Source organism: Streptomyces malaysiense (genome assembly GCF_000980885.2).
GTDB classification, from domain to species: domain Bacteria; phylum Actinomycetota; class Actinomycetes; order Streptomycetales; family Streptomycetaceae; genus Streptomyces; species Streptomyces malaysiense.
In genome coordinates this window covers 63,093-87,702 of sequence record NZ_LBDA02000036.1, presented here as the reverse complement: position 1 = coordinate 87,702, position 24,610 = coordinate 63,093, and the positions used below count along the sequence as shown (strand labels likewise).

Here is a 24,610-nt window from a genome sequence, read left to right as displayed (position 1 = left end):
ACGACCGTCCGAATCGAACCCTATAGGCAGGCTCAGCATGTCTTTTTCACGTAGAAACTTCCTGATCGCCACCGGTGTGGCCGCAGCCTCCACGACCGTGCTGAGCGCCTGCAGCAGCGGCGACAAGGGCTCCACCGACAAGAACGTCCCGTCGATGAGCCAGGCCAAGACCGTGAACATCCCGGTCGGCACCAAGGCCGACTCGACGGGTCCGGCCCCCGAGGTCAAGGGCGCGGTCAAGGGCGGCACGCTCTACTCGCTCGACCAGTTCGACATGGACCACATGGACCCGGCGCAGGTCTACGTCTCGACCGAGGGCGCCATCAGCCGCCCGATCCTGCGTGGACTGACCGGCTACAAGGTGGACGACAAGGGCGCCGCCGTCCTCGTCGGTGACGTCGCCACGGACGCCGGCACCATGAAGAACGGCGGCAAGACCTGGACGTTCACCATCAAGGACGGCATCAAGTGGGAGGACGGTTCCGCCCTCTCCATGGACGACGTCCGCCACACCTTCGAGCGCCTCTTCGCGTCCTTCGTGACCGAGGGCCCGCGCTACGTGCAGCAGTGGCTGGTCGGCGGCGACAAGTACAAGGGCCCCTACGACGGCAAGCACCTCGACTCGCTCGAGATCTCCGGCAACACGGTCACCTTCAACCTGACCGAGGCCCGCACGGACTTCAACTACACGCTCGCCATGCCGGGCTACAGCTTCGTGAACAAGAAGAAGGACACGAAGGAGAAGTACGACAAGCAGCCGTTCGCGCTCGGTCCGTACCGGATCGGCAACCGTGACATCGGCAAGTCGCTGACCTACGTGCGCAACGAGCACTGGGACCCGAAGACGGACCCGATCCGCAACGCCTACCCGGACAAGTACGTCTTCCAGTTCGGCTTCGAGCTCGTCGCCTCCACCGACCGCTACATCGCGGACAAGGGCAACGACCAGTACGCGATGTCGATCTTCAACGAGGTCGCGCCCGAGCGCATGGCGCAGGTCATGACCAACGCCACGCTGAAGAAGCGCGTCCTGACCCAGATCGACACGGTCACCTACTACTGGCCGATCAACATGACCCGGATCAAGGACCTCAAGGTCCGCCAGGCCATCAACTACGCCTGGCCGCACCAGCAGCTCCAGACCATCCGCGGCGGCGCGGCCAGCAGCGCGCTCGCGACCACGATCCTCAGCCCGGTCACCCCCGGCTACGAGCACTTCGACCTCTACGGCACCGAGAAGAAGCCCGGTGGCGACCCGGTCAAGGCGAAGGCCCTGCTGAAGGAGGCCGGCAAGGTCGGCCAGAAGCTGGTCATCGCCTACCAGGCCTCGGACACCGCGGTGAAGAGCGCCGTCGCCATCAAGAACGCGCTGGAGGCGGCCGGCTTCCAGGTCGTCAACAAGCAGGTCGACAAGTCGACCTTCTACACCCAGATCGGCAAGGTCGACAACACGTTCGACCTCTTCGCCGCCGGCTGGAGCCCGGACTGGCCGAACGGCTACTCCGTGTTCTACCCCTGCTGGGACGGCAAGAACATCGGTGACGGCCGCAGCAACTACGCCCAGCTCAACGACCCGGGCGTCAACAAGGCGATCGACGCCGCGGCGAAGCTCACGGACGTCACGCAGGCCAACAAGGCCTGGGGCGAGGTCGACCGCCAGATCATGGAGCTCGCGCCGGTGGTCCCGGACTACCACTCCATCCGTAACTGGATGCACGGCTCCAAGGTCGGCGGCGCCGTCTACGACCCGGGCAACACCTGCCTCATGCTCACCAAGCTGTACGCGATGAAGTAACCGCGCAGTACCCACCGGGGGGCGGCCACGATCTGGCCGCCCCCCTACGGCCCACCCCCCTATCCCGGCGACGGCGCCCCGTCCGGAAAGTCACGCCCCATGCTCCGCTTCCTTGTTCGCCGAACCCTCGGCGCGCTGGTCATCCTGCTGGTCATCAGCGCCGTCACCTTCTGGCTCTTCTACGCCATTCCGCGTGACCCCGCCATGATGTCGTGCGGCAAGAACTGCACGCCCGACATGCTCAAGCAGGTCCGGCACAACCTGGGCATCGACCACCCGGTCCCGGTCCAGTACTGGTACTGGCTGAAGGGCATCTTCGTCGGCCGCAGCTACGGCGACTTCGGCAACTGCCCCGCGCCCTGCCTCGGCTACTCGTTCGCCAACCGCCAGCCCGTCCTCGGCACCATCCTGGACCGGCTGCCGCTGACGCTCTCGCTGGCCTTCGGTTCCGCCGTCGTCTTCATCATCTTCGGCGTGGGCGCGGGCATGATCGCCGCCGTCAAGCAGGGTAAGTGGCAGGACAAGGTCGCCAGCTCCGGCTCGCTGATCGCCTCCTCGCTGCAGATCTACTTCGTCGGCTACATCGCGATGTACTTCCTCGTCGCGAAGCTCGGCATCCTGAACAACCCGTCGTACACTCCGCTCACCGACAACCCGGCCGAGTGGGCCTCCGGCCTGCTGCTGCCCTGGCTGGTGCTGGCGCTGATCTGGACCGCCAACTACACGCGTATGTCGCGCTCCCAGCTGGTGGAGACGCTGAGCGAGGACTACGTGCGCACGGCCCGCGCCAAGGGTCTGTCCCGTCGCAGTGTCTTCTTCCGGTTCGCCTGGCGCGGCGCGATGGGTCCGATCGTCACCATCTTCGGTATCGACCTCGCCACACTCATCGGCGGCGCGATCATCACCGAGACCGTCTTCAGCCTCCAGGGTGTGGGCCGGCTCGCGCTGAAGGCGGTGGACCAGAGCGACCTGCCCATGGTGCTCGGTGTCACGCTGCTGTCCGCCAGTGCGATCGTGGTCTTCAACATCATCGTGGACGCCGTCTACGCCCTTATCGACCCGCGGATCCGGCTCGCCTGACCTCCGCCCCATTCCCGACCCCTCGCATCACCCCCAGGAGCGTCCCCGTGACGAGCACCGATCAGCAGCCGTTCCTCTCGATCAAGGACCTAAAGGTCCACTTCTCGACCGAGGACGGCGTCGTCAAGGCCGTCGACGGTCTCAGCTTCGACCTGATTAAGGGTCAGACGCTCGGCATCGTGGGCGAGTCGGGCTCCGGCAAGTCGGTCACCAACCTGACCATCCTCGGCCTGCACGACCCGGCCCGCACGTCGATCGAGGGCGAGATCCTCCTCGACGGCCAGGAGCTGCTCACCGCCACCGAGCGTGAGATGGAGCGGCTGCGCGGCAACAAGATGTCCATGATCTTCCAGGACGCGCTGGCCTCGCTGTCGCCGTACCACACGGTCGGCATCCAGATCGCCGAGACCTACCGGAAGCACACGGGCTGCGGCAAGGCCGAGGCCCGCAAGCGCGCCATCGAGATGCTGCGCCGGGTCGGGATCCCGCAGCCGGACATGCGGGTGGACGACTACCCGCACCAGTTCTCCGGCGGTATGCGCCAGCGCGCGATGATCGCCATGGCGCTGGTCTGCGACCCCGAGCTGCTGATCGCCGACGAGCCGACCACGGCCCTCGACGTGACCGTGCAGGCGCAGATCATGGACCTGCTCAAGGATCTCCAGCAGGAGTTCGGTACCGCGATCATCTTCATCACCCACGACCTGGGCGTGATCGCGGACATCGCCGACGACGTGCTGGTGATGTACGGCGGCCGGTGCGTGGAGCGCGGCACCAAGAAGGAGGTCCTGCGGGACCCGCAGCACCCCTACACGCTGGGCCTGCTGAACTCGATGCCGAGCCTGACCGGCCCGGTCGACGTGCCGCTGACGCCGATCCCGGGTGCGCCGCCGTCGCTGCTCAACCCGCCGTCCGGCTGTCGCTTCCACCCGCGCTGCGCCTTCGCCGAGAAGGTGTCGGGCGGCAAGTGCTCAAGCGAGCGCCCTCTGCTGGAGATCGTGGACGGCCGGGGTTCGGCCTGCCACCTCACCACCGAGCAGAAGCAGGAACTCTTCGCCGACTTCGCCGCGACCCGGCACAACTGACGGACGCAGACGGGACTTCACGATCATGAGCAACACGAACCCCCTCCTGGACGTCTCCGGGCTGACGAAGCACTTCCCCATCAAGGGCGGCTTCCCGATCCGGCGGACCGTCGGCGCCGTGCAGGCCGTGGACGGGCTGGACTTCCAGGTCTCCGCGGGCGAGAGCCTGGGCCTCGTCGGCGAGTCGGGCTGTGGCAAGTCGACCACGGGCCGGCTGATCACCCGGCTCATGGAGCCGACCGCCGGCACGATCAAGTACCAGGGCCAGGACATCACGCACGCGGGCCGCAAGCAGCTGGCGCCGATCAGGTCCGAGATCCAGATGATCTTCCAGGACCCGTACGCCTCGCTGAACCCGCGGCAGACCGTCGGCTCCATCATCTCCGGGCCGATGGAGATCAACGGCATCGATCCGCAGGGCGGCCGCGAGAAGCGGGTCCGTGAGCTCCTGGAGATCGTCGGGCTCAACCCCGAGCACTACAACCGCTTCCCGCACGAGTTCTCCGGCGGCCAGCGCCAGCGCATCGGCGTCGCCCGCGCGCTCGCTCTGGAGCCGAAGCTGATCGTGGCGGACGAGCCGGTCTCCGCGCTGGACGTCTCCATCCAGGCGCAGGTCGTCAACCTGCTCCAGAAGGTCCAGCGGGAGCTGGGCATCGCCTTCGTCTTCATCGCCCACGACCTCGCGATCGTGCGGCACTTCTCGCAGCGCGTCGCGGTGATGTACCTCGGCAAGATCATGGAGATCGCCGACCGCGAGGACCTGTACGACAACCCGCGTCACCCCTACACCCGGGCGCTGCTGTCCGCGGTGCCCGAGGCGACGGTGGACGAGGAGCCGCGCGAGCGCATCCGCCTGGTCGGCGACGTGCCCTCGCCCATCAACCCGCCCTCCGGCTGCCGCTTCCGCACCCGCTGCTGGAAGGCGACCGAGAAGTGCGCGACGGACGCGCCGCCGCTGGTCCAGGTCGAGGGCAACAAGCCCGGCCACCTCACGGCGTGCCACTATCCTGAGGCGCCGGAGACCATCCCGGCTCCGCGTCTTGCCAAGGACCCCGAGGCGGCGGCCTGACACACCCCTTTTCCGTCGGCCGCTCCCTCGCCGGAACGGACTTCACCGGCCCATTGACCCGAGCCACCCGAACGTCCGCTCCACGGGAACAGAAGGCCCGCGTCTCCCCAAGACGCGGGCCTTCGCCGTACCCGGCCCCCCGGTGCTCAGCCGGCGACGACCTCCGCCTCGAACCCGTCCGCGTCCTCCAGATAGACGGCGTAGTGCCCGGGACCTCCGGCGTAGGGATGCCGCTCGGGGAACAGCGGGGTCCAGCCGTGCGCGGGCGCCTGGTCGGCGAGGGCGTCGACGGCCCCCCTCCCCGGGGCCCGGAAGGCCAGATGGTTGAGTCCCGGCCGCATCCGGTCGTGCCCGGCGCCGGGCCGCAGCGCGGGCGACCGCTCGACCACGAGATAGGTCTCCCCCAGCCGCCAGCTGCGGCCGGCGGGCCATTCCTGGTACGGCTCCCAGCCGAGGGAGCCCAGCAGCCACCCCCAGGAGACGACCGCCCGGTCCAGATCCGGAACCCACAGCTCGACGTGGTGCAGCATGCCCCAACTCCCCTCCCCCCTCAGGGCACATCGCTCCAATTCACGTGTGCCGTCCAGCAAGGTATGGCACACTGCCGCGGTGGTGGATCACTCGTTCGCTGATCTTTCGCTCGCCGCGTTGTACGACAGCCTCAACCCCTGGGGGCCGGGCGACGACTTCTATCTGGGGCTCGTCCGGCGGGCGGGCGATGTGCTCGATATCGGTTGCGGTACCGGGCAGTTGCTGCGCAGGGCTCGGGCCGAGGGGCACCGAGGGCGGCTGATGGGGCTGGATCCGGCCGCCGCCATGCTCGTGCAGGCCCGCGCGGCCGGGCAGGACGTGGAGTGGGTGCTCGGGGACACCCGGGTGCGCCGGTGGGACCCGGAGTTCGACCTCGTCGTGATGACCGGGCACGCCTTCCAGGCGCTGGTCGGGGACGAGGAGATCCGCGGCTGCCTGCGGGCCGTGCGCGAGGCGCTGCGCCCCGGCGGGCGGTTCGTGTTCGAGGTCAGGAACCCCGCCGCGCGGGCCTGGGAGCGCTGGACGCCTGACCGGGCGTACGAGGCCGTCGCCGCCGACGGGACCCCCGTACGGGTCACGCACGAGGTGCTGGACGGCGGCCCGCAGGGTGACCGGGTGCGGTTCACGGAGACCTACGAGAGCGACCGCTGGCCCGTCCCCCGCGTCAGCCGCAGCGTGCTGCGCTTCCTGGACCCCGGCTCGCTGGCCGGCTTCCTCGCGGCGGCGGGGCTCGCCGTCGTGGAGCAGTACGGCGACTGGGACGGCCGGCCGCTGACGCCCGCCGCCCCCGAGATCATCACCGTGGCGACGCCCGCCGCCTGACCGCGAAGGTCACACGGACGGGCCCGCCCCCCGTCGTCACGCCCGTTCCTCCCCGTCGTCGGACGCCGCCTCCTCCAGGGCCGCCAGCGCCGGATCCAGCACGATGTCCTCCTGCCGGCCCTCGGTCGTCGGCTCCTCCGGGAAGTGGCACGCCGTCAGGTGGCCCTCGTGGTTGCCGGAGATCCGCACCAGCGCCGGCTCCTCCGTCGCGCACTGGTCCCGCGCCTTCCAGCAGCGGGTGCGGAAACGGCAGCCGGAGGGCGGGGAGATGGGCGAGGGCACGTCACCGGCGAGGCGGATGCGCTCGCGGCCGCCCGTCTCCTCGTCCGTGAGGCTGACCTCGGGCACAGCGGACAGCAGGGCGTGCGTGTAGGGGTGGCGGGGCCGGGTGTAGATGGAGTCGCGGTCGCCCACCTCGATGATCTTGCCGAGGTACATCACCGCGACCCGCTGCGAGAAGTGCCGCACGATCGCGAGGTCGTGGGCGATGAAGAGGAAGGCGATGCCCAGGTCGTTCTGCACCTGCTGGAGCAGGTTGACGACCTGTGCCTGGATGGAGACGTCCAGCGCGGAGACCGGCTCGTCCGCCACGATCAGCTTCGGCTCCAGAGCGAGCGCGCGGGCGACGCCGATGCGCTGGCGCTGGCCGCCGGAGAACTCGTGCGGGAAGCGGTTGTAGTGCTCGGGGTTGAGCCCGACGATCTCCAGGAGCTCACGGACCCGCTTCTCGCGGCCGCCCTGCGGATCGATGCCGTTGATCTCCATCGGCCCGGAGATGATGGAGCCGACGGTCTGCCGCGGGTTCAGCGACGAGTACGGGTCCTGGAAGATCATCTGGATCTCGGAGCGGATCGGCGCCAGCTGCTTGCGCGAGGCGTGGCTGATGTCCCGGCCGCGATAGGTGACGGTGCCGGCGGTCGGCTCCATGAGCCGGGTGATCAGCCGGCCCGTGGTCGACTTGCCGCAGCCCGACTCGCCGACGAGCCCGAAGCTCTCGCCGGTGTGCACGGTCAGGTCGATGCCGTCCACGGCCTGCACCTGCCCGACGGTGCGGCGGATCGGGAAGCCGCCCTTGACCGGGAAGTGCTTGGTCAGTCCCTTGACCTCCAGCAGCCGCTCCCCGTCCGTACCGGGGCCCTGCGTGCGCTGGGCCGGGAGGACCAGGTCCTCTTTCATGTGTCCTCCTAGCCCAGGCGGGGCTTGATCTCCTCGATGAAGATGGTGCGCTTCTGGTCTGCGGTCAGATGGCAGGCGGAGGCCCGGTCGGTGGCCGGCGGTGGGCGTTCGGTGGTGCAGCGGCCCGCTCCCGCCACCCGGTCCGCGAAGGCGCAGCGCGGATGGAAACGGCAGCCGGACGGCGGGGTGAGCAGGGAGGGCGGAGTGCCCAGGATCGGGGACAGCCGCACGCCGGTGTCGGAGTCCAGGCGCGGCATGGAGTTCAGCAGACCCCAGGTGTACGGGTGCCGGGGCGAGCGCAGCACCTGTGCGGTGGTGCCCCGCTCGACCGCGCTGCCCGCGTACATCACCATGATGTCGTCGGCCATGTCGGCGATCACCCCCAAGTCGTGGGTGATGAAGATGATGCCCGATCCGAACTCCCGTTGCAGGTCCTTCAACAGGTCGAGAATCTGCGCCTGCACGGTCACGTCGAGCGCGGTGGTCGGTTCGTCCGCGATGAGCAGGTCGGGGTCGCAGATCAGGGCCATGGCGATCATGGCGCGCTGGCGCATGCCCCCGGAGAACTGGTGCGGGTAGTCCTTCGCCCGCTGGCGGGGATTGGGGATGCCGACCTTGCCGAGCATCTCGACGGCGCGTTCCCAGGCGTCCTTCTTGGTGGCGCCGTTGTGCTTCATGTACGGCTCGGCGATCTGCCGGCCCACGGTGTAGTACGGGGAGAGCGCGGTGAGCGGGTCCTGGAAGATCATGGCGACCTTGTTGCCGCGCAGCTTCTCCAGTTCGGACTCGCGGGCGGTGGTGAGCTCCTGCCCGTCCAGCAGGATCTCGCCCTCGACGGTGGTGAACATCGGGTTGTGCAGGCCGAGGACGGTCAGGTTCGTCACCGACTTGCCCGAGCCGGACTCGCCCACGATGCCGAGCGTCCTGCCCCGATCCAGGTCGAAGGAGAGCCGGTCCACGGCCCGCACCACGCCGTCCTCGGTCTTGAAGCTGACGTGCAGGTCCCGCACGGACAGGAGAGGGGTGCTCATGGGTGTCTCTCCTCTAGGACAGCCGCACGCGCGGGTCGATGAAGGCGTACGTGGCGTCGACGACGATGTTGAAGACCAGGATCATGGTGGCGGCGAACAGCATCACCCCGAGCAGCAGCGGCAGGTCGCTGAAGAACACGGACTGCACGGCGAGTTGGCCGAGACCCGGCAGGCCGAAGGTGTACTCGGTGATGATGGCGCCGCCGAGCAGGGAGCCGAGGTCGATGCCGAAGATGGTGACGATCGGGATCAGCGAGCCGCGCCAGGCGTAGCGGAAGAAGACGTAACTCCGGGACATGCCCTTGGCGCGTGCGGTGCGTACGTGTTCCTCCTGGAGCTGCTCGATCATCGCGGAGCGCGCCATACGGGTGTACTGCGCGGCGAAGATCGTGGACAGCACCACCCAGGGGATGATCAGCCCGGTGAACCAGCTCAGCGGGTCGCCGGTGAACTCGTTGTAGGCGGGCTTGTCGAACCAGTGGGTCTGGTAGACGAGGATCGCGAGGGCGAGCGGGCCGATGAAGTAGATCTGGAGCGAACTGATGACCATGGCGCCCGCGGTGGCCGTCTTGTCGACCAGCGTGCCGCGGCGCCACGCCGCGAGCAGGCCGGTGCCGAGTCCGACGACCAGGAAGCAGACGGCCGCGCCGAGGGTGAGCGAGACGGTGGTGGGCAACCGGTCCATCAGGGTGGACCAGACCAGGTCGTTGGTGTGGTACGAGTATCCGAAACAGGGGGCGGGGCAGGGCCCTTGGGCGAACTGGTCGCTGCCCGCGACAAGGTTGTGCAGGAAGATCCAGTACTGCTCGGTGATGGGTTTGTCCAGGCCGAGCACATGGTGGATGTTCGCGATGCTGTCCGGGTTGCAGGTCTTGCCGCACATCAGCAGCGCCGGGTCCCGGGGCACCCCGAAGAACAGCACGAACGTGACGATGCTCAGCAGAAACAGAATGACGACGGCACCGATGATCCGGCGGACGAGGAAGCGCAGCATGACAGGGCAGCTCTCAGACGTCGGCGGTCCGGTCGGTACCGGCGCGCCCCGCGGTGGGGCGCGCCGGTACCGGCGGAGGACGGTTACTTGATGTAGAGGCGACGCGGGTCGACGCCGCCGATCACGTCGTCGTAGACGAGGCCGCCGACCTTGGAGCCGGCGATCTGGGTCTGCTTGTAGTAGGCGGTCGGCACCTCGTTGATGACCTTGGTCAGGAGGTACTTGTCGAGCTTCTCCCACTCGGCCGCGGACTTCACCGGGTCGGTGATGGTGTTGATGCGGTCGATCTCGCTGTTCACGTGCGGGTCGTTGACCTGCGAGTAGTTCGCCGCGCCGTCGGCGATCTGCCGGCCGTCGTACAGCGGGGGCAGGACCGTGGAGGCGGACGGCCAGTCGGCGCCCCAGGCGGTGTGGAAGATGTCGTAGGTGTTGTTCAGCTTGGAGACCTGGTCGTAGAAGGTCTCGGCCGGGATCTCCTGGCGCTGGACGTCGAAGCCGGCCTTCTTCAGACCGGCCGCCATGGCGGTGGAGTACTGCTGGCCCTCGGGGGTGTTGATGTAGCCGAAGGTCAGCTTCATGTTGAGCTTGCCGGCCGCCTTGAGCAGGGCGTGCGCCTTGGCGGGGTCGCCCGCGGGCTTCTTCTTCTTGCCGTAGGGGTCGAACTTGGGGTCGTAGCCGCTGACGGTCGGGCTGATCAGGCCGCCGGCGACTTCCATGGCGTCGGTGCCGCCGTAGGCCCGGACGAAGGGGGTGACCGGCAGGGCGTACGCGATGGCCTGGCGGACCCGGATGTCCTTCATCTCGGGCTTGCTCATGTTGATGTTCATCTGGCCCACGTACGGCTGGTAGCCGGAGACCACCCGGGACTTGAGCTTCGGGTCCCGCAGCACCTCGGACAGGTTGCCCGCGTCGACCTGGTTGTTCCAGCTGATGCCGGTCCTGTCGGGTCCGCTGTCGGCGAGCAGCGCCTTGGTGGACGCCTCGAACTGCTGGTTGAAGGTGATGTTGAACCGGTCCACGTACTGGTGGCGGATCGGGTCCGTCTTCGGGTCCCAGTCGGGGTTCTTGACCAGCACCATCGACTTGCCGGACTTGAACGACTGGATCTTGTACGGGCCGCTGGTGACCGGCTTCTTGTCGTACTTCTCCTTGGTGTCGCCCTTGGCGGAGACGACGGAGTAGCCGGCCATGGCCAGGGCGTACGGCAGGTCCGGGTGGGGCTTCTGGAAGTGGAAGACGATGGTCTTGTCGTCCGGCGTGGACAGGACGCTGTCGGGCAGGTGCTTGCCCTTGTAGGGACCGTCGGGCAGCAGCTTGCGGTAGCCGGTGCCGGTGGTGTCCGCGAGCCACTGCTGGATGTACGTCGGGCCCTGGTTGATGAACGGGGCGAAGAGCCGCTCGAAGGTCTGGCGGACGTCCTTGGAGGTGATCGGTGTGCCGTCGGCGAACTTGATGCCGTCCTTGAGCGTGTACTTCCAGGTCTTGCCGCCGTCGGTGGTGGTGCCGGAGTCGGTGGCGAGGTCGCCGACCACCTCGTGCTGCTTGCCGTCGTTGCTGGTCGCCTTGTAGCCGGTGAGGCCGCGGTGGATCAGCTGGGCCACCGTCATCTCGTCGTTGACGTAGATCTGCGCGGGGTCCAGGTGCGCGTAGCTGTCGCGCTGGAGGACCTCCATGCTGCCGCCGTTCTTGGCGCCGGGCACGGCGGGGGCGGGCCCGGTGGAGTCGGCCGCGTCGCCGAACTTGATGGAGGCCTGCTGGCGCTGCGCGTTCTGCTCGTCCTGCTTCTTGTTGTCGCCCGCGTCGCTGCCGCCCTTGCTGCAACCGGTGAGCACAAGAGCTCCGGCCGCGAGCACGGAGAGTGCGCCGTATGCGTGGCGTCCGCCCCTACTCATCACGAGGATTCCCACCCATCTGTGTGTCACCAGTGCGTTCTGTGCCCCACCGGTACGAAAAGGACTCTGGCGTGGTACGAGGAGTGCTGAAGTGCCGTGCGGTACTGAGGAGTTGCCGAACGGGCCCGTTCCCCGTCGGCGGCTTCGGCCGTGGGTCAGCGCGCGGTCTTGGGGTCGAACGCGTCGCGGACCGAGTCGCCGAGCAGGTTGAAGGCCACGACGAAGACGATCATCGAGATGCCCGGGAAGAACATGTAGGTGATGTCGTTCTGCATCACCAGTTCGGTGGACGCCTTGGAGAACATCTGCCCCCAGTCCGGCGTCGGTTCGACGATGCCCACGCCCAGATACGACAGACCGGCCTCGGCGGTCACGAAGTTGGGCAGCAGATACGTCGCCTGCACCAGCAGCGGGGTGACGATGTTCGGCAGGATCTCCTTGCGGATGATCCGCCAGGGCGAGGCCCCGCTGACCTTCGCCGCCTCGATGAACTCCCGTTCGCGCAGGGCGAGTGCGGTGCCGCGCAGGATCCGGCCGAGGCCCATCCAGCCCAGGAACCACTGGACGATGATCAGCGCGACCACCCGGACGTAGGTCGGCGTCTCGTCGCGCGGGCTGACGAACAGGGAGACCACGACCGGCATGCTCGCGATGAAGAACAGCTGCGCGGGGAAGGCGAGCAGGAAGTCGATGACCCGGCCGATGAAGTAGTCGGTCCGGCCGCCGAGGTAGCCGGCCGCGACACCGAGCAGGATGCCGGTGACGACGACCGCGACGGTGACGGCGACGGAGATCATCAGCGAGGTGCGGATGCCGTAGACGAGCTTGGTGAAGACGTCGTAGCCGTTGCCGGGTTCGAGACCGAACCAGAACTGGCCACTGATTCCGCCGTTGGGGTGCACCGGCACGCCGGCGCTGTCGAAGAGGTCCGGGCGCTCGTCCGCGTAGACCGTGTACGGGTTCTTGCCGTACAGCTTCGAGATCAGCGGCGCGAGCAGGCCGACCAGGAAGAAGAAGCCCACCACGTAGGCCGATATCACGCCGGTGCGGTCACGCTTGAAGCGCGTCCACATCAGCTGGCCGGGGGACCGGCCCGTCAGCGGGGCCCCGCCCGTCGCCTTCGGCCCTGGTTCGCCGGAGACGACCGTGGTTCCGCCGCCCCCCATATCGATAGGACTTGTCACGGTTCGTCCGTTTCACAGTTATGGGTGTGAGTGGTGCCCGGGTACTCCTAGGACGCGCGAACCCAAAGGCGGACGCGCGTAGTTCAAAGACCTGGTCACACGACGGGAAGCGAAGAACCGATCCAGCTGCTGCTCATGACACCGCACATGGGTGTTCCTCCTCACGACTGCACGCGTTCACCTACAGGAGGGGGTTCCGGCCTTGCCTCCGACACCCCTGACGGAGGCTCAGGCACCCCTTGATGCTCGTGAGTCGACGCAACTGTCCCCACAGCGCGTGACCCATTGACCCGAGCGCTACGCGGCTAACTATCTGCCATGGGCGGAACCAGCGACCACTGCCCGTAGATCTCGATTCAGTCACAGCTGTCGCCCAGACCTTTCAAAATCTGGACAAAGCGTCTGCCCGAAGAAGGCGCGAAACGGACTTGTTACATGGGTATCGGGCAACGATCTCCGCATGTCGGACATACACCACTGGAAAACGGGTTGCAAAAAACCCGGGTCCCCCCACCATGGGGGAACCCGGGTTCAAGTGGCCCTGGATCAGCCGTGCTTGGCGCGGCTCGCGGCGCGGGCGCGCTCACGCTGGTCGAGGTTCACCTTGCGGATGCGAACGGCCTCCGGGGTCACCTCGACGCACTCGTCGTCGCGGCAGAACTCCAGCGACTGCTCCAGCGACAGCTTGCGCGGCGGGACGATCGCCTCGAACGAGTCGGCCGACGAGGACCGCATGTTCGTGAGCTTCTTCTCCTTGGTGATGTTCACGTCCATGTCGTCGGCGCGCGAGTTCTCACCGACGATCATGCCCTCGTACACCTCGGTGCCCGGGTCCACGAAGAGCACGCCGCGCTCCTGGAGGTTCGTCATCGCGAACGCGGTGACGGCGCCGGAGCGGTCGGCCACCAGCGAACCGTTGTTGCGGGTCGTGAGGGTGCCGAACCAGGGCTCGTGGCCCTCGTGGATGGAGTGGCCGATGCCGGTACCGCGGGTCTGGGTCAGGAACTCGGTGCGGAAACCGATCAGACCGCGGGAGGGGACCACGAACTCCATGCGCACCCAGCCGGAGCCGTGGTTCGACATGTTGTCCATGCGGCCCTTGCGAACGCCCATGAGCTGGGTGACGGCACCCATGTGCTCCTCGGGCACGTCGATGGTCATGCGCTCGACCGGCTCGTGGACCTTGCCGTCGATCTCCCGGGTGACGACCTGGGGCTTGCCGACGGTCAGCTCGTAGCCCTCGCGGCGCATCTGCTCGACCAGGATGGCCAGCGCCAGCTCACCGCGGCCCTGCACCTCCCAGGCGTCGGGGCGCTCGGTGTCCAGGACACGCAGCGAGACGTTACCGATCAGCTCGCGGTCCAGGCGGTCCTTGACCTGGCGGGCGGTGACCTTGCGGTCCTTGACGGCCGCCTTCGCGTCGGCGCCCTTGCCGGTGCCGCCGCGGCCGACCAGCGGCGAGGTGTTGGTGCCGATGACCATGGAGATCGCCGGCTCGTCCACCGTGATCAGCGGCAGCGCTACCGGGTTCTCCGGGTCGGCCAGGGTCTCGCCGATCATGATGTCCGGGATACCGGCGACGGCGCAGATGTCACCGGGGCCGGCCACCTCGGCGGGCTTGCGGGTGAGCGCCTCGGTCATCATCAGCTCGGTGATGCGCACGTTGCCGATCGAGCCGTCGCGCTTGATCCAGGCCACGGTCTGGCCCTTGCGCAGCTCGCCCTGCTCGACGCGGAGCAGCGCGATACGGCCGAGGAAGTTGTCGGCGTCGAGGTTGGTGACGTGGGCCTGGAGCGGCGCGCCCTCCTCGTACGCCGGAGCCGGGATGTGCTCCAGGATCGTGGAGAAGAACGGCTCCAGGCTGTCGCTGTCCGCCGGGACGGTGCCGTCCTGCGGCTTGGTCAGCGACGCGACGCCGTCACGGCCGCAGGCGTAGACGATCGGGAACTCGATCTGCTCCTCGTCCGCGTCCAGGTCGAGGAAGAGGTCGTACGTCTCGTTGACGACCTCGTCGATGCGGGCGTCCGGGCGGTCCGTCTTGTTGATGCACAGGATGACGGGCAGACGCTGCTGGAGCGCCTTGCGCAGCACGAACCGGGTCTGCGGCAGCGGACCCTCGGAGGCGTCCACCAGCAGCACCACGCCGTCGACCATCGACAGACCGCGCTCGACCTCGCCACCGAAGTCGGCGTGGCCGGGGGTGTCGATGATGTTGATGGTGATGGGCTCCCCGCCGTCCTTGGGGTGGTACTTCACCGCCGTGTTCTTGGCGAGGATCGTGATGCCCTTCTCACGCTCCAGGTCGTTCGAGTCCATGACCCGGTCGTCGACCTGGTCGAGCTGGTGGGCGGCGAACGCGCCGGCCTGCTTCAGCATGCCGTCGACGATGGTGGTCTTGCCGTGGTCGACGTGGGCGACGATGGCGACGTTGCGGATGTCGTGGCGCGTGGCCATAGTGCGGCGTACTCCCGAAGTGGTGAGAAGGCCCTGCTGCGTACGTCCGTGACGCGGGCCTGCCGGGCTTGACACGCCACGGCCTCACCCCATGGTACGTGGCCCCGGCCGGGCCGTCCTCCGCAGGGCCTCCGTCCCCCCTCAGCCCTGGGACGGGCTCGCCGAGACCCTGGCCCCCTTCTTCAGGAATCCCATGTCCTCGTACACCGGTGTCTGGAAGCCGAACGCCCCCGCGTTGACCAGGTTCTTCCGAGCCCCCACCAGCTGCGGGCGCTGGTAGAGCGGGATCGAGCCGGCGGCGGCCCAGATACGGGTGTCGGCCTCCCGGATCAGGGACTTCTCCTCACCCTCGTCCAGCGTCGTCGCCGCCTGCTCGAAGAGCTGGTCGACCTTGTCGGTGCCGACCCGCGTGTAGTTCTGCTCGACGTTCACCGAGCCGTCCGCGCCGGGCAGCGGCTTGGCGTAGATCGGCCGGGCGTCCGTCGCGGGGAAGGCGGAGGACGGCCAGGAGTACAGCGCGAGATCGAAGTCACCCGCGGCGATGTGGTCCTTGAAGTAGCTCTCGTCGGACACCTTGGTGATCGTCGTGACGATCCCGATCCGGTCCAGCATCGCCGAGATCCGCGTGGCGACGGTGTTCAGCGTGTCCGAGCCGGGCCCGGAGGGCAGCACGAAGCGGAGGGTGAGCGCCTTGCCGTCCTTGGCGAGCGGCCCTGCCTTGGCCCCGGCCGGCGCCGCCGTGCCCTTGGGGGCGTAGGCGCCCGCCGCTCCTCCGTGCCGGCCCTCCTCCGCGAGGTGCTTGCCGCCGGCGTCGCCCTTGTTGTCCTCGCCGACGATGTACTCGCCGTCGTGGCCGCCGTCCGACTTCTCCTCCTGGTCGCTCTGCGGTCCCGCCGCCTTCTGCCCCTTCTTCTCCTCCTTGACCGGGCCGCCGGCCACCCAGCCGGCGTCCGCGAGCAGCGCCTGCGCCGCCTTGGTGTCCTGCGCGCCCAGCGCCCCGCTGTCGTCGGCGTACGCCGGCTGCCCGGACAGCGCGAGATGGCTGCCGACGGGTACGGCGGGCAGCCCCAGCGGGGTGAGCACCAGGCGGGCGATCTCCTTGCGGTCCAGGGCGCGCGCGACGGCCCGGCGGACCCGCTCGTCGGCGAGCGGCCCGGAGGCGCCGTTCAGGGCGAGCTGGGTGTAGGAGGGCTCCAGGGACTTGCGGACGCCGTAGGACTTGAGGGCCGTCTGCTGGGCCAGGTACTCGGTGATCGCCTTGGCGAGCTCGGTGCGGCCCGCCTTGACGTCGGCGGGGTCGAGCCCGTGCGCGCGCGCCCAGGAGCGCAGCGTCGACAGGGACGTCCTGCCACCGCCCCGGAGCGGGGAGGAGCCGCCCTTGCCGCTCGCGGCGAGCCCGATCCGTTCGGCGTCGGCCGGGTCGAGGTCGGCGAGGTCCGCGGTGCCGTCGGCGAGCGCGCCGACCCGCTTGTCGCGCGGCACGGTGTGCAGCACGATCTGGTCGAGCTTCGCCGGCTTGCCCCACCAGCGGGGGTTGCGGGTGAGGACGATGTCCTGGGCGATGGTGTCGACCTTGTCCACCTTGAAGGGACCCGCGCTGACGGCCAGCTTGCGGCGGGCACCGTCGTTGAAGGCGTCCGGGGTGCCCATGACGTCCTTCGGGTACAGCGGCGAGAAGAGCGACTTCCAGTCGGCGTAGGGGCGGGAGAAGGTGACCCGGACCTGGAGGTCGTTGGCGCCGCGCTCGATCTTCTCGATGCGGTCGTACCCGGCGTTGCGCGCGGTCCAGTAGGCGCTGTCCTTGCCGGACAGGGCGCGCCACTGGGCGACGAAGTCGGCGGCGCCGATCTCCCGGCCGTCGCTCCACACGGCCTGCTGGTTCAGCTTGTACAGCACCACCTGTCGCGGCTCGGTCTCGATGACCTTGGCGGACTCCAGGTAGGCGGGGTTGACGGCCGGCCGGCCGGTGGCGTCCATCCGGAACATCGAGGGCAGCGTGGCCTGGGCGACGCGAGTGGTCCCGGTGTCCGCGTCGGCCTGGTAGGTGTTCAGCGTCTCCGGGAGGTCGTCCACGGCCCATTTCAGGGTGCCGCCGTCGGCCACCTGGCTGCGGGCGACCAGTGCGATGTCCTGGGCGGCGAGGGGCTTGGCCACGTCGTCGTCCGAGCCGCAGCCCGCGATCAGCGGTACGGCGAGGGCGCCCGCGGTGAGGAAGGCGGCCGAGCGCAGGACCGCGCGCAGGCCGACGCCGTGGTGGGACATCTCTGCTACCTCCGGGAAGCCGGGAGCGATATGATCACGTTTGGCGGTATTTGGAGCTGATCAGATCTATGCGGCTACTGAAGAGGAAAGGATCCGCCGACCGCGAGCGACACGGCGGCGACGGGCGGCAAGCCCACCCGTGCGGCGCAAACACACCGGGCCGAGCGCCCGCACGCCTGTCCAATCGGCGCAGATCCCTTCACAGCGCGGGGTGTGACGCGCGACACTCTCAGGCGCATGAGCAATGCCGCCCGGGACCCGCAGCATCCGCGGAAGTGAGGGCACATCATGTCCGTGCACGACGACCTGACCATGGTCCAGCGCAGCCTCGACGACCTGCGGCGGTCGCTGGGGCGGCTGGAGCGGCAACTCGGTGGCGGCCCGGAGATGCGCCGGGCCCGGCTGGACGCCGACCATCTGCGCGAGAGCGTGGCGCTGCTGCGCGAGGCCGCCGCCACCCAGGGCCCGGCCACCCGGCCCGACCTCGTCACCATCTCCGACACGCCGTACGACATCAGCCTGTGGACGGACTCGGACGACGAGGGCCTGGGCGCCCGTGACCGGCACGCCCCCTGATACGCCCCTGTTCCCCGAGCCGAGCGGAGCGCTGTCTTGGCCACTGGTACGGAACACCGACACAACGTCGGCGGCGTGCGTGCCCCCGGGCGCGCCGCGATCACCGCCGCCCACTTACGGACCGACCGCTGGTGGCTGGCGCCCGCCGGCACGGCGGCCGGTCTGCTGGCCTTCGTCGTCTACTCGACCTGGCGGGCCTTCGCGAACGCCGACTACTACGCGTCGCCGTACGTCTCGCCGTTCTACTCCCCCTGCCTGGCGCACGACTGCCAGTCCATGCGCGGCGGTCCCAACGCGGACCTCCTCGGGAGCTGGTGGGGCATCTCCCCCGCCGTGATCATCCTGGTCTTCCCGCTGGGCTTCCGGCTGACCTGCTACTACTACCGCAAGGCGTACTACCGCGGCTTCTGGGCTTCCCCGCCCGCCTGCGCGGTGGCCGAACCGCACCGCGGGTACACCGGCGAGACCCGGTTCCCGCTGATCCTCCAGAACCTCCACCGCTACTTCTTCTACGCGGCCCTGCTCGTCGCGGGCGTGCTGACCTACGACACCGCCCTGACCTTCCGCGACGCGCACCACCAGTGGGGCCACATGGGCCTCGGCACCCTGGTCTTCCTGGCCAACATCGCGCTGATCTGGTCGTACACCCTCTCCTGCCACTCCTGCCGGCACATCGTCGGCGGCCAGCTCAAGCACTTCTCCCGGCACCCGGTGCGCTACCGGGCCTGGCGCTTCGTGGGCCGGCTCAACGCCCGGCACATGCAGCTGGCGTGGGCGTCGCTGCTCGGCGTTGCGCTCGCCGACCTCTACGTCTATCTGCTCGCGTCCGGTGTCTTCGACGATCCGAGGTTCTTCTGATGCCCGTGGTGGACCGCCAGGAGTGGGACGTCGTCGTGGTCGGGGCCGGGGGCGCCGGGCTGCGGGCCGCGATCGAGGCGCGCGAGCGGGGCGCCCGTACGGCGGTGATCTGCAAGTCCCTGTTCGGCAAGGCGCACACGGTGATGGCCGAGGGCGGCATCGCGGCGGCGATGGCCAACGCCAACGAGCACGACACCTGGCAGACGCACTTCCGGGACACCCTGCGCGGCGGCAAGTTCCTCAACCAGTGGCGGATGGCCGAGCTGCACGCCCGGGAGGCACCGCAGCGGGTGTGGGAACTGGAGACCTGGGGCGCGCTGTTCGACCGCACGGAGGACGGCCGGATATCCCAGCGCAACTTCGGCGGCCACGAGTACCCGCGCCTCGCCCATGTCGGCGACCGCACCGGGCTCGAACTGATCCGCACCCTCCAGCAGCGGATCGTCGCGCTGCAGCAGGAGGACCACGCGCGGACCGGGGACCACGAGTCCGGTCTGAAGGTCTACCAGGAGTGCACCGTCACCCGGGTGCTGAAGGACGGCTCCCGCGTCTGCGGCGTCTTCGCCTACGACCGCGAGACCGGCCGGTTCTTCGTCCTCCAGGCCCCCGCCGTGGTGCTCGCGACCGGCGGCATCGGCAAGTCCTTCAAGGTGACGTCCAACTCCTGGGAGTACACCGGCGACGGCCACGCGCTGGCGCTGCTCGCCGGGGCGCCGCTGCTGAACATGGAGTTCGTGCAGTTCCATCCGACCGGCATGGTCTGGCCGCCGTCGGTCAAGGGCATCCTCGTCACCGAGTCGGTGCGCGGCGACGGCGGGGTGCTGCGCGACTCCGGGGGCCGGCGGTTCATGTTCGACTACGTCCCGGACGTGTTCAAGGAGAAGTACGCCGAGTCGGAGCAGGAGGCCGACGGCTGGTACGACGACCCCGAGCACCACCGCCGCCCGCCCGAACTGCTCCCCCGCGACGAGGTCGCCCGCGCCATCAACGCCGAGGTGAAGGCGGGCCGCGGCTCCCCGCACGGCGGGGTCTTCCTGGACGTCTCCACGCGGATGCCGGCGGAGGTGATCCGGCGCCGGCTGCCGTCCATGTACCACCAGTTCAAGGAGCTGGCGGACGTCGACATCACGACCGAGCCGATGGAGGTCGGGCCGACCTGCCACTACGTGATGGGCGGTGTCGCCGTCGACTCCGACACGGCGGCGGCCCGCGGGGTGCCGGGGCTGTACGCGGCCGGCGAGGTGGCGGGCGGCATGCACGGCTCCAACCGGCTCGGCGGCAACTCCCTCTCCGACCTGCTGGTGTTCGGGCGGCGCGCGGGATGGCACGCGGCCGAGTACGCGCGCTCGCTCGCGAGCGAGCGGCCGCGCGTGGACGACGACCAGATCGGCGCGGCCTCGGCGGAGGCGCTGCGCCCGTTCTCCCGCGGGGCCGAGGGTGGGGCCGCCGGGGACGTCGGGACGGCCGAGGGCGCCGGGACGGCCGGGGACGTCGGGACGGCCGGGGACGTCGGGGGCGGCCCGGAGAACCCGTACACCCTGCACCAGGATCTCCAGCAGACCATGAACGACCTGGTCGGCATCATCCGGCGCGCGGGCGAGATGGAGCAGGCCCTGACCAGGCTCGCCGAACTGCGCGAGCGCGCGGGCCGGGCCGGCGTCGAGGGTCACCGGCAGTTCAATCCCGGCTGGCATCTCGCACTGGACCTGCGGAACATGCTGCTGGTCAGCGAGTGCGTGGCACGGGCGGCACGGGAGCGTACGGAGTCGCGCGGGGGCCATACCCGGGAGGACTGCCCGGCGATGGAGCGGGAGTGGCGCAACGTCAACCTGCTCTGCGCACTGACCGATCCGGCCGCCGGCCGGATCCGTCTGACCAGGGAGACCACTCCCCCGATCCGCCCCGATCTGCTCGCCCTTTTCGAGAAGGAGGAGTTGGCCAAGTACCTCACCGACGAGGAGCTGGAAGAGGAGCTGTCCGAATGAGCGGCTACGAGGCCCGATTCAGAGTGTGGCGGGGCGACGAACACGGCGGCGAGCTGCGGGACTTCACGGTCGCGGTCAACGAGGGCGAGGTGGTCCTCGACATCGTCCACCGGCTCCAGGCGACCCAGGCCCCGGATCTGGCGGTGCGCTGGAACTGCAAGGCGGGCAAGTGCGGTTCGTGCTCGGCAGAGGTCAACGGCCGCCCCCGGCTGATGTGCATGACCCGGATGTCGGTCTTCGACCGCGCGGAGACCGTCACGATCACCCCGCTGCGCGCCTTCCCGGTGATCCGGGACCTGGTGACGGACGTGAGCTTCAACTACGAGAAGGCGCGGGGGATCCCGGCGTTCGTGCCGCCCCCGGAGCTGGCCCCCGGCGAGTACCGGATGTTCCAGCGGGACGTGGACCGCTCGCAGGAGTTCCGCAAGTGCATCGAGTGCTTCCTGTGCCAGGACACCTGCCATGTGGTCCGCGACCACGAGGAGAACAAGCGGGCGTTCGCGGGCCCGCGCTTCCTGATGCGCGTCGCGGAACTGGACATGCACCCGCTGGACGCGGCCGAGCGGTCCGGGCTGGACCGCAGGCGCACCGCCCAGGACGAACACGGCCTCGGCTACTGCAACATCACCAAGTGCTGCACCGAGGTCTGCCCGGAAGGCATCCGGATCACGGACAACGCCCTGATCCCGCTGAAGGAACGGGTCGTGGACCGCCGGTACGACCCGCTGGTGTGGCTGGGCTCGAAGATCAAAAGGCGCTCCTCCTAGCGCCGCTCACCCCACCCATCCCTCCCGGTACGCCCGCCAGTCCGCTTCCGTGGCTGCGAAGTCGACGTACAGGGCCACACCGAAGCGGGCGCGGCGGGCATCCGTGCGGGACAGCCCGAGGCGTACGCCCCGTACCGCGGCCGGGACGGTCTCCGCGCGGGCCCGGTGCCCGAACCGGTTCTCGTGGTAGAAGGGCAGGCCCATGAGGAGGTGGGTGGACTTCGGGGTCACCTCCAGGGCGAGGCTGGTCTGCTGGGCGACGTAGCCGCCGTACAGGCTCGGCAGCGGCTGCATGGTGTCGTACGACATCACGGCGATCTGGTCCACCCGGCGGGCCACCTGCCCGAAGTACGCCTGCGACCACCACTTGGGGTGGCCGGTGGTCGCGCCCCAGAAGGAGTGGAATCCCGGCAGGGGGTCGATCTGGTGGGCGGCGACGGAGAGCAGCGCGTGGCGGGCTCGGGTGAGGGCGCGCAGGTCGTCGAGGAGGCCCAGATAGTCGCGGTCGCCGGAGTGCAGGGGCTCCAGGTCGAAGTGGACGCCCTGGAAGCCGGCGGCGAGGACCCGCCGGGTGGAGGCGAGGATCGCGGACCGGGTCGCCGGGCGCTCCAGGCGCATCCCCTCGGGACCCTCGCTCGCGAGCACGTCCCCGAGCCATGCCTGCACCCGGACACCGGGCAGCTCCTTGTGCAGGGCGCCGATCAGCCGGCGCGCGTCGGGGTACTCGGTGTCGGGCAGCGTCCCGTCGTCCTCCAGGGGTCCGGAGTGCACGTACAGATCCCTGACCCCGGTCCCCCGCAACCGCCGTGCCAGCGCCTCGACATCGGCCTGCGTCTTCCGCCCGTCCACCCAGGCGTGCCCCAGCCAGAGCGCGTCCCGGTCGCGGGTACGGGTGCCCGGAGCGGGGTCGCCGGAGTAGTCGACGCGGAGGGCGCCCTCGGCGGTGAGGAGGGCGAGCACGAGGAGGAGAAGGGTCAGGGAGAGGGCGGTGAGGGTGCGGCGGAGGAGACGGCGTGGGCGGCGGGGGCGGTCCTCGGCGAGGGGTTCCGGGGGCAGGGGTGCCGGATCGGTCCCGGGTGCGGGGACGGTCCCGGCTGCGGGGTCGGTCCCGGGTGCGGGGTCGGTCCCGGGTGCGGGGTCGGTCCCGGCTGCCGGATCGTTCGAGGCCGTCGGACCGGTCGAAGTCGTCGGATCGGTCCCCGGAACCTTCTCCGGCTCGGATTCCGCGTCCATTGCGTCCCCCTGTCCGTCTGGTCCCCCACCCGTATCCGCCCCGCTCGCGGTGCGGTCCGCTCCCCCATACGCTCCGAAATGTGACGTCCTCCCTGTTCCGGGGCCGCCCCCGGTGTGCCAAGGCGCACATACGGGTGCGGGTGACGCATGCCGTGCTGGGTGCCCTGGTGGGGGCGGGGTGGCTGATGTTGCCGTTGATGACGGTGGCCGCGCGCCGTCCGGTTCCCGCCGTCCCTCCCGGAACGCCGGCCGAGGCGGCGGCACCGGGCGCGGGCGGCGCCTCCGCGGCGGACTACGTGGTCCCGCTCGTCGCCGTGGCCGCGGCGGCGGTGCTGGCGGCCTACGGCTGGCTGCGCCGCGTCCGCCGCGCCCGGACCCGTACGACGCCGGGGAAGCCGCTGCCGGGACGCCCGGCGCCCTCCACCCTCGCCGACGCGGAACGCCAGGCCCGGATCGCGCTGGTCCTGGCCGACGACTGCGTACGGACGAGCCGCGAGGAACTGGGCTTCGTGCGGGAGAGGTTCGGGATGGGCAAGGGCGGGACGCGGACCGCAGCGGCACCGGCGGCCGGGGCGGCGGGAGCCGGTGCGAAGACGGGCACGGCAGGAGAAGGGCACGGAGCGGAGGCGGCGACCGCGGCCTTCGTCCGTGCCCTGGGCGGCGCCGAGGCCGAGTTGGCGGCGGCGTTCGCGGTCTGGCGGCGCTACGAACAGGGATCGCCCGGGGAAGCGGGGGCGCGGCGGCAGGCGCTGGCCGGGGTGGTCGGGCGGTGCGCGGAGGCGGGACGGCGGCTGGACGCGGAGGCCGCGGCCCTGGACCAGGTGCGGGGGCTGGAGGGACCGGGGGCCGGCGCGGCACTGGACGTGGCGGAGGGCAGGGTCCGGGGGCTGGCGGTGCGCACCGTGGCGGCCCACGGAACCCTGGCCGCGCTGCGCGAGCGGTACGCGGCCCCGGCCACGGACCCGGTCACCGGCTCGGTCGAACAGGCCGAGGACCGGCTCCTGTTCGCCACCGCACACCTCGGCGCGACCCGCCGGTCCATCGACGCGGGCGAGGGCGACGGGGCGGCCCGGAGCCTGCGCGCCGCCGAGGGCGCCGTGGCCCAGGCCGAGGTCCTGGTGACCGGCGTGGAACGGCTCACCGCCCGGCTGCGGGAGGCCGCGGCACTGGTACCGGCGGCGCTGACCGGTGCGGAGGCCGAGCTGACGGCGGCCCGGCACGGGCGTTCCCGCGTCCCCCTGGCCACCGGCGAGCTGAACGCCCGGCTGGCCCACGCGGACGGCGTACTGGCCGCTGTACGGGACGAGTTGACCGGCGCCCTCCCGTACGACCCGCTGGACGCCCTGCGCCGGATCACCCGCGCCGTCGACCGCCTGGAGGTGGGCCGCTCCGGTGTCCTGGACACGGCCGCGCTCCTCGTCGCCCGCACCGCGCTGGACTCGGCCGACGACTTCGTCACGGTGCACCGCGGCGCCGTCGGCCCGCGGGCCCGCGCCCTGCTGGCGGAGGCGGCGCGCACCCTGACCGCCGGCACCAGTACCGCCTTCGAGGCCGACACCGCCGCCCGCGAGGCCCGCGACCTCGCCGAACGCGACGTCCGCGCCCACGGCACCCCCTGTCCCGACGCCACCACGGCCGGCCTTCCCGGCGCCGTCCTCGGCGGCGTCCTCCTCGCCGAGGACCCCGACGGCGGCCCCCCGGCCGCGTTCGGCGGCCCGGCGACACGGGGGCGAAGACACCTGCGCGCGCCCGCGTGAGGCCGCCCGCCGGGATCCTCCCGGAGCCGTGCGCCGGGGACGCGGGAGCCGCCCAGCCG

The 24,610-nt window shown here is 70.0% G+C and carries 19 protein-coding genes; 10 read left to right on the top strand and 9 right to left on the bottom strand.

What is annotated here, in order from left to right; genetic code table 11:
- The first annotated feature begins 37 nt into the window (after positions 1–37).
- The 4 genes from VT52_RS16640 to VT52_RS16625 all read left to right on the top strand — a co-directional run bounded on the left by VT52_RS16640 (position 38) and on the right by VT52_RS16625 (position 5,029).
- A complete protein-coding gene (locus VT52_RS16640; RefSeq protein ID WP_046425978.1) occupies positions 38–1,795 on the top strand; it encodes an ABC transporter substrate-binding protein in 1,758 nt (585 codons plus the stop codon).
- Between the two features lie 99 nt (positions 1,796–1,894).
- A complete protein-coding gene (locus VT52_RS16635) occupies positions 1,895–2,875 on the top strand; it encodes an ABC transporter permease (protein WP_046425976.1) in 981 nt (326 codons plus the stop codon).
- A gap of 47 nt (positions 2,876–2,922) precedes the next feature.
- Positions 2,923–3,960, top strand: coding sequence for an ABC transporter ATP-binding protein (locus VT52_RS16630; protein ID WP_046425974.1), 1,038 nt, complete (start codon positions 2,923–2,925; stop codon positions 3,958–3,960).
- Positions 3,961–3,985: 25 nt separating this feature from the next.
- Positions 3,986–5,029: an ABC transporter ATP-binding protein gene (locus VT52_RS16625; protein ID WP_046425972.1), complete on the top strand. Its 1,044-nt coding sequence runs from the start codon at positions 3,986–3,988 to the stop codon at positions 5,027–5,029.
- A gap of 146 nt (positions 5,030–5,175) precedes the next feature.
- Here the strand turns inward: VT52_RS16625 and VT52_RS16620 are convergent, their stop codons facing one another.
- Entirely contained in the window at positions 5,176–5,559 is a 384-nt protein-coding gene (locus tag VT52_RS16620) for a VOC family protein (protein ID WP_046425969.1), read from the bottom strand.
- Positions 5,560–5,638: 79 nt separating this feature from the next.
- Here VT52_RS16620 and VT52_RS16615 point away from each other — a divergent pair, with 79 nt between their 5' ends.
- A complete protein-coding gene (locus tag VT52_RS16615; RefSeq protein ID WP_046425967.1) occupies positions 5,639–6,382 on the top strand; it encodes a class I SAM-dependent methyltransferase in 744 nt (247 codons plus the stop codon).
- A 36-nt stretch (positions 6,383–6,418) separates the two neighbouring features.
- Here VT52_RS16615 and VT52_RS16610 read toward each other — a convergent pair whose 3' ends face one another.
- The 7 genes from VT52_RS16610 to VT52_RS16580 form a co-directional block, all read right to left on the bottom strand.
- Positions 6,419–7,558: an ABC transporter ATP-binding protein gene (locus VT52_RS16610; protein WP_046425964.1), complete on the bottom strand. Its 1,140-nt coding sequence runs from the start codon at positions 7,556–7,558 to the stop codon at positions 6,419–6,421.
- Positions 7,559–7,566: 8 nt separating this feature from the next.
- Positions 7,567–8,589 carry an ABC transporter ATP-binding protein gene (locus VT52_RS16605; protein ID WP_046425962.1) on the bottom strand — a complete coding sequence of 341 codons (1,023 nt, stop codon included), beginning with the start codon at positions 8,587–8,589 and terminating at the stop codon, positions 7,567–7,569.
- 13 nt (positions 8,590–8,602) lie between these two features.
- Positions 8,603–9,583: an ABC transporter permease gene (locus VT52_RS16600; protein WP_046425959.1), complete on the bottom strand. Its 981-nt coding sequence runs from the start codon at positions 9,581–9,583 to the stop codon at positions 8,603–8,605.
- 83 nt (positions 9,584–9,666) lie between these two features.
- Positions 9,667–11,475, bottom strand: a complete 1,809-nt coding sequence (locus VT52_RS16595) for an ABC transporter substrate-binding protein (RefSeq protein ID WP_046425957.1) — start codon at positions 11,473–11,475, stop codon at positions 9,667–9,669.
- 155 nt (positions 11,476–11,630) lie between these two features.
- Positions 11,631–12,659, bottom strand: a complete 1,029-nt coding sequence (locus VT52_RS16590) for an ABC transporter permease (protein ID WP_046425954.1) — start codon at positions 12,657–12,659, stop codon at positions 11,631–11,633.
- Between the two features lie 546 nt (positions 12,660–13,205).
- Positions 13,206–15,113, bottom strand: coding sequence for a translational GTPase TypA (typA, locus tag VT52_RS16585; protein ID WP_046425952.1), 1,908 nt, complete (start codon positions 15,111–15,113; stop codon positions 13,206–13,208).
- A gap of 141 nt (positions 15,114–15,254) precedes the next feature.
- Positions 15,255–17,375 (bottom strand): ABC transporter family substrate-binding protein, encoded by a 2,121-nt coding sequence (locus tag VT52_RS16580; protein WP_046425950.1) that lies wholly within the window; start codon positions 17,373–17,375, stop codon positions 15,255–15,257.
- Between the two features lie 288 nt (positions 17,376–17,663).
- Here VT52_RS16580 and VT52_RS16575 point away from each other — a divergent pair, with 288 nt between their 5' ends.
- Genes VT52_RS16575 through VT52_RS16560 form a run of 4 tightly spaced genes read left to right on the top strand, consistent with a single transcriptional unit; the run spans position 17,664 to position 21,561 of the window.
- On the top strand, positions 17,664–17,951 hold the full coding sequence (locus VT52_RS16575; protein WP_046425948.1) for a hypothetical protein: 288 nt from the start codon (positions 17,664–17,666) through the stop codon (positions 17,949–17,951).
- Between the two features lie 36 nt (positions 17,952–17,987).
- Entirely contained in the window at positions 17,988–18,809 is an 822-nt protein-coding gene (locus tag VT52_RS16570) for a hypothetical protein (protein WP_046425946.1), read from the top strand.
- Positions 18,809–20,794, top strand: coding sequence for a fumarate reductase/succinate dehydrogenase flavoprotein subunit (locus VT52_RS16565; RefSeq protein WP_046425944.1), 1,986 nt, complete (start codon positions 18,809–18,811; stop codon positions 20,792–20,794). The genes VT52_RS16570 and VT52_RS16565 overlap by 1 nt, the downstream gene beginning before the upstream one ends.
- Entirely contained in the window at positions 20,791–21,561 is a 771-nt protein-coding gene (locus VT52_RS16560; RefSeq protein WP_046425942.1) for a succinate dehydrogenase/fumarate reductase iron-sulfur subunit, read from the top strand. The genes VT52_RS16565 and VT52_RS16560 overlap by 4 nt, the downstream gene beginning before the upstream one ends.
- A gap of 6 nt (positions 21,562–21,567) precedes the next feature.
- On the opposite strand, the gene VT52_RS16555 is transcribed toward VT52_RS16560, so the two are convergent.
- Complete coding sequence (locus VT52_RS16555; RefSeq protein ID WP_046425940.1) at positions 21,568–22,794, bottom strand: glycoside hydrolase family 18 protein; 1,227 nt, start codon at positions 22,792–22,794, stop codon at positions 21,568–21,570.
- A gap of 80 nt (positions 22,795–22,874) precedes the next feature.
- Between VT52_RS16555 and VT52_RS16550 the strand changes: the two genes are divergently transcribed.
- Complete coding sequence (locus VT52_RS16550; RefSeq protein WP_046425938.1) at positions 22,875–24,551, top strand: hypothetical protein; 1,677 nt, start codon at positions 22,875–22,877, stop codon at positions 24,549–24,551.
- Positions 24,552–24,610 lie beyond the last annotated feature (59 nt).

Coding starts and splice junctions, on each gene's coding strand:
- VT52_RS16560 (WP_046425942.1), top strand. CDS start 20,791: ATGAGCGGCTACGAGGCCCGATTCAGAGTGTGGCGGGGCGACGAACAC.
- VT52_RS16580 (WP_046425950.1), bottom strand. CDS start 17,375: ATGTCCCACCACGGCGTCGGCCTGCGCGCGGTCCTGCGCTCGGCCGCC.
- VT52_RS16565 (WP_046425944.1), top strand. CDS start 18,809: ATGCCCGTGGTGGACCGCCAGGAGTGGGACGTCGTCGTGGTCGGGGCC.
- VT52_RS16610 (WP_046425964.1), bottom strand. CDS start 7,558: ATGAAAGAGGACCTGGTCCTCCCGGCCCAGCGCACGCAGGGCCCCGGT.
- VT52_RS16575 (WP_046425948.1), top strand. CDS start 17,664: ATGTCCGTGCACGACGACCTGACCATGGTCCAGCGCAGCCTCGACGAC.
- VT52_RS16620 (WP_046425969.1), bottom strand. CDS start 5,559: ATGCTGCACCACGTCGAGCTGTGGGTTCCGGATCTGGACCGGGCGGTC.
- typA (WP_046425952.1), bottom strand. CDS start 15,113: ATGGCCACGCGCCACGACATCCGCAACGTCGCCATCGTCGCCCACGTC.
- VT52_RS16635 (WP_046425976.1), top strand. CDS start 1,895: ATGCTCCGCTTCCTTGTTCGCCGAACCCTCGGCGCGCTGGTCATCCTG.
- VT52_RS16595 (WP_046425957.1), bottom strand. CDS start 11,475: ATGAGTAGGGGCGGACGCCACGCATACGGCGCACTCTCCGTGCTCGCG.
- VT52_RS16605 (WP_046425962.1), bottom strand. CDS start 8,589: ATGAGCACCCCTCTCCTGTCCGTGCGGGACCTGCACGTCAGCTTCAAG.
- VT52_RS16625 (WP_046425972.1), top strand. CDS start 3,986: ATGAGCAACACGAACCCCCTCCTGGACGTCTCCGGGCTGACGAAGCAC.
- VT52_RS16600 (WP_046425959.1), bottom strand. CDS start 9,583: ATGCTGCGCTTCCTCGTCCGCCGGATCATCGGTGCCGTCGTCATTCTG.
- VT52_RS16555 (WP_046425940.1), bottom strand. CDS start 22,794: ATGGACGCGGAATCCGAGCCGGAGAAGGTTCCGGGGACCGATCCGACG.
- VT52_RS16640 (WP_046425978.1), top strand. CDS start 38: ATGTCTTTTTCACGTAGAAACTTCCTGATCGCCACCGGTGTGGCCGCA.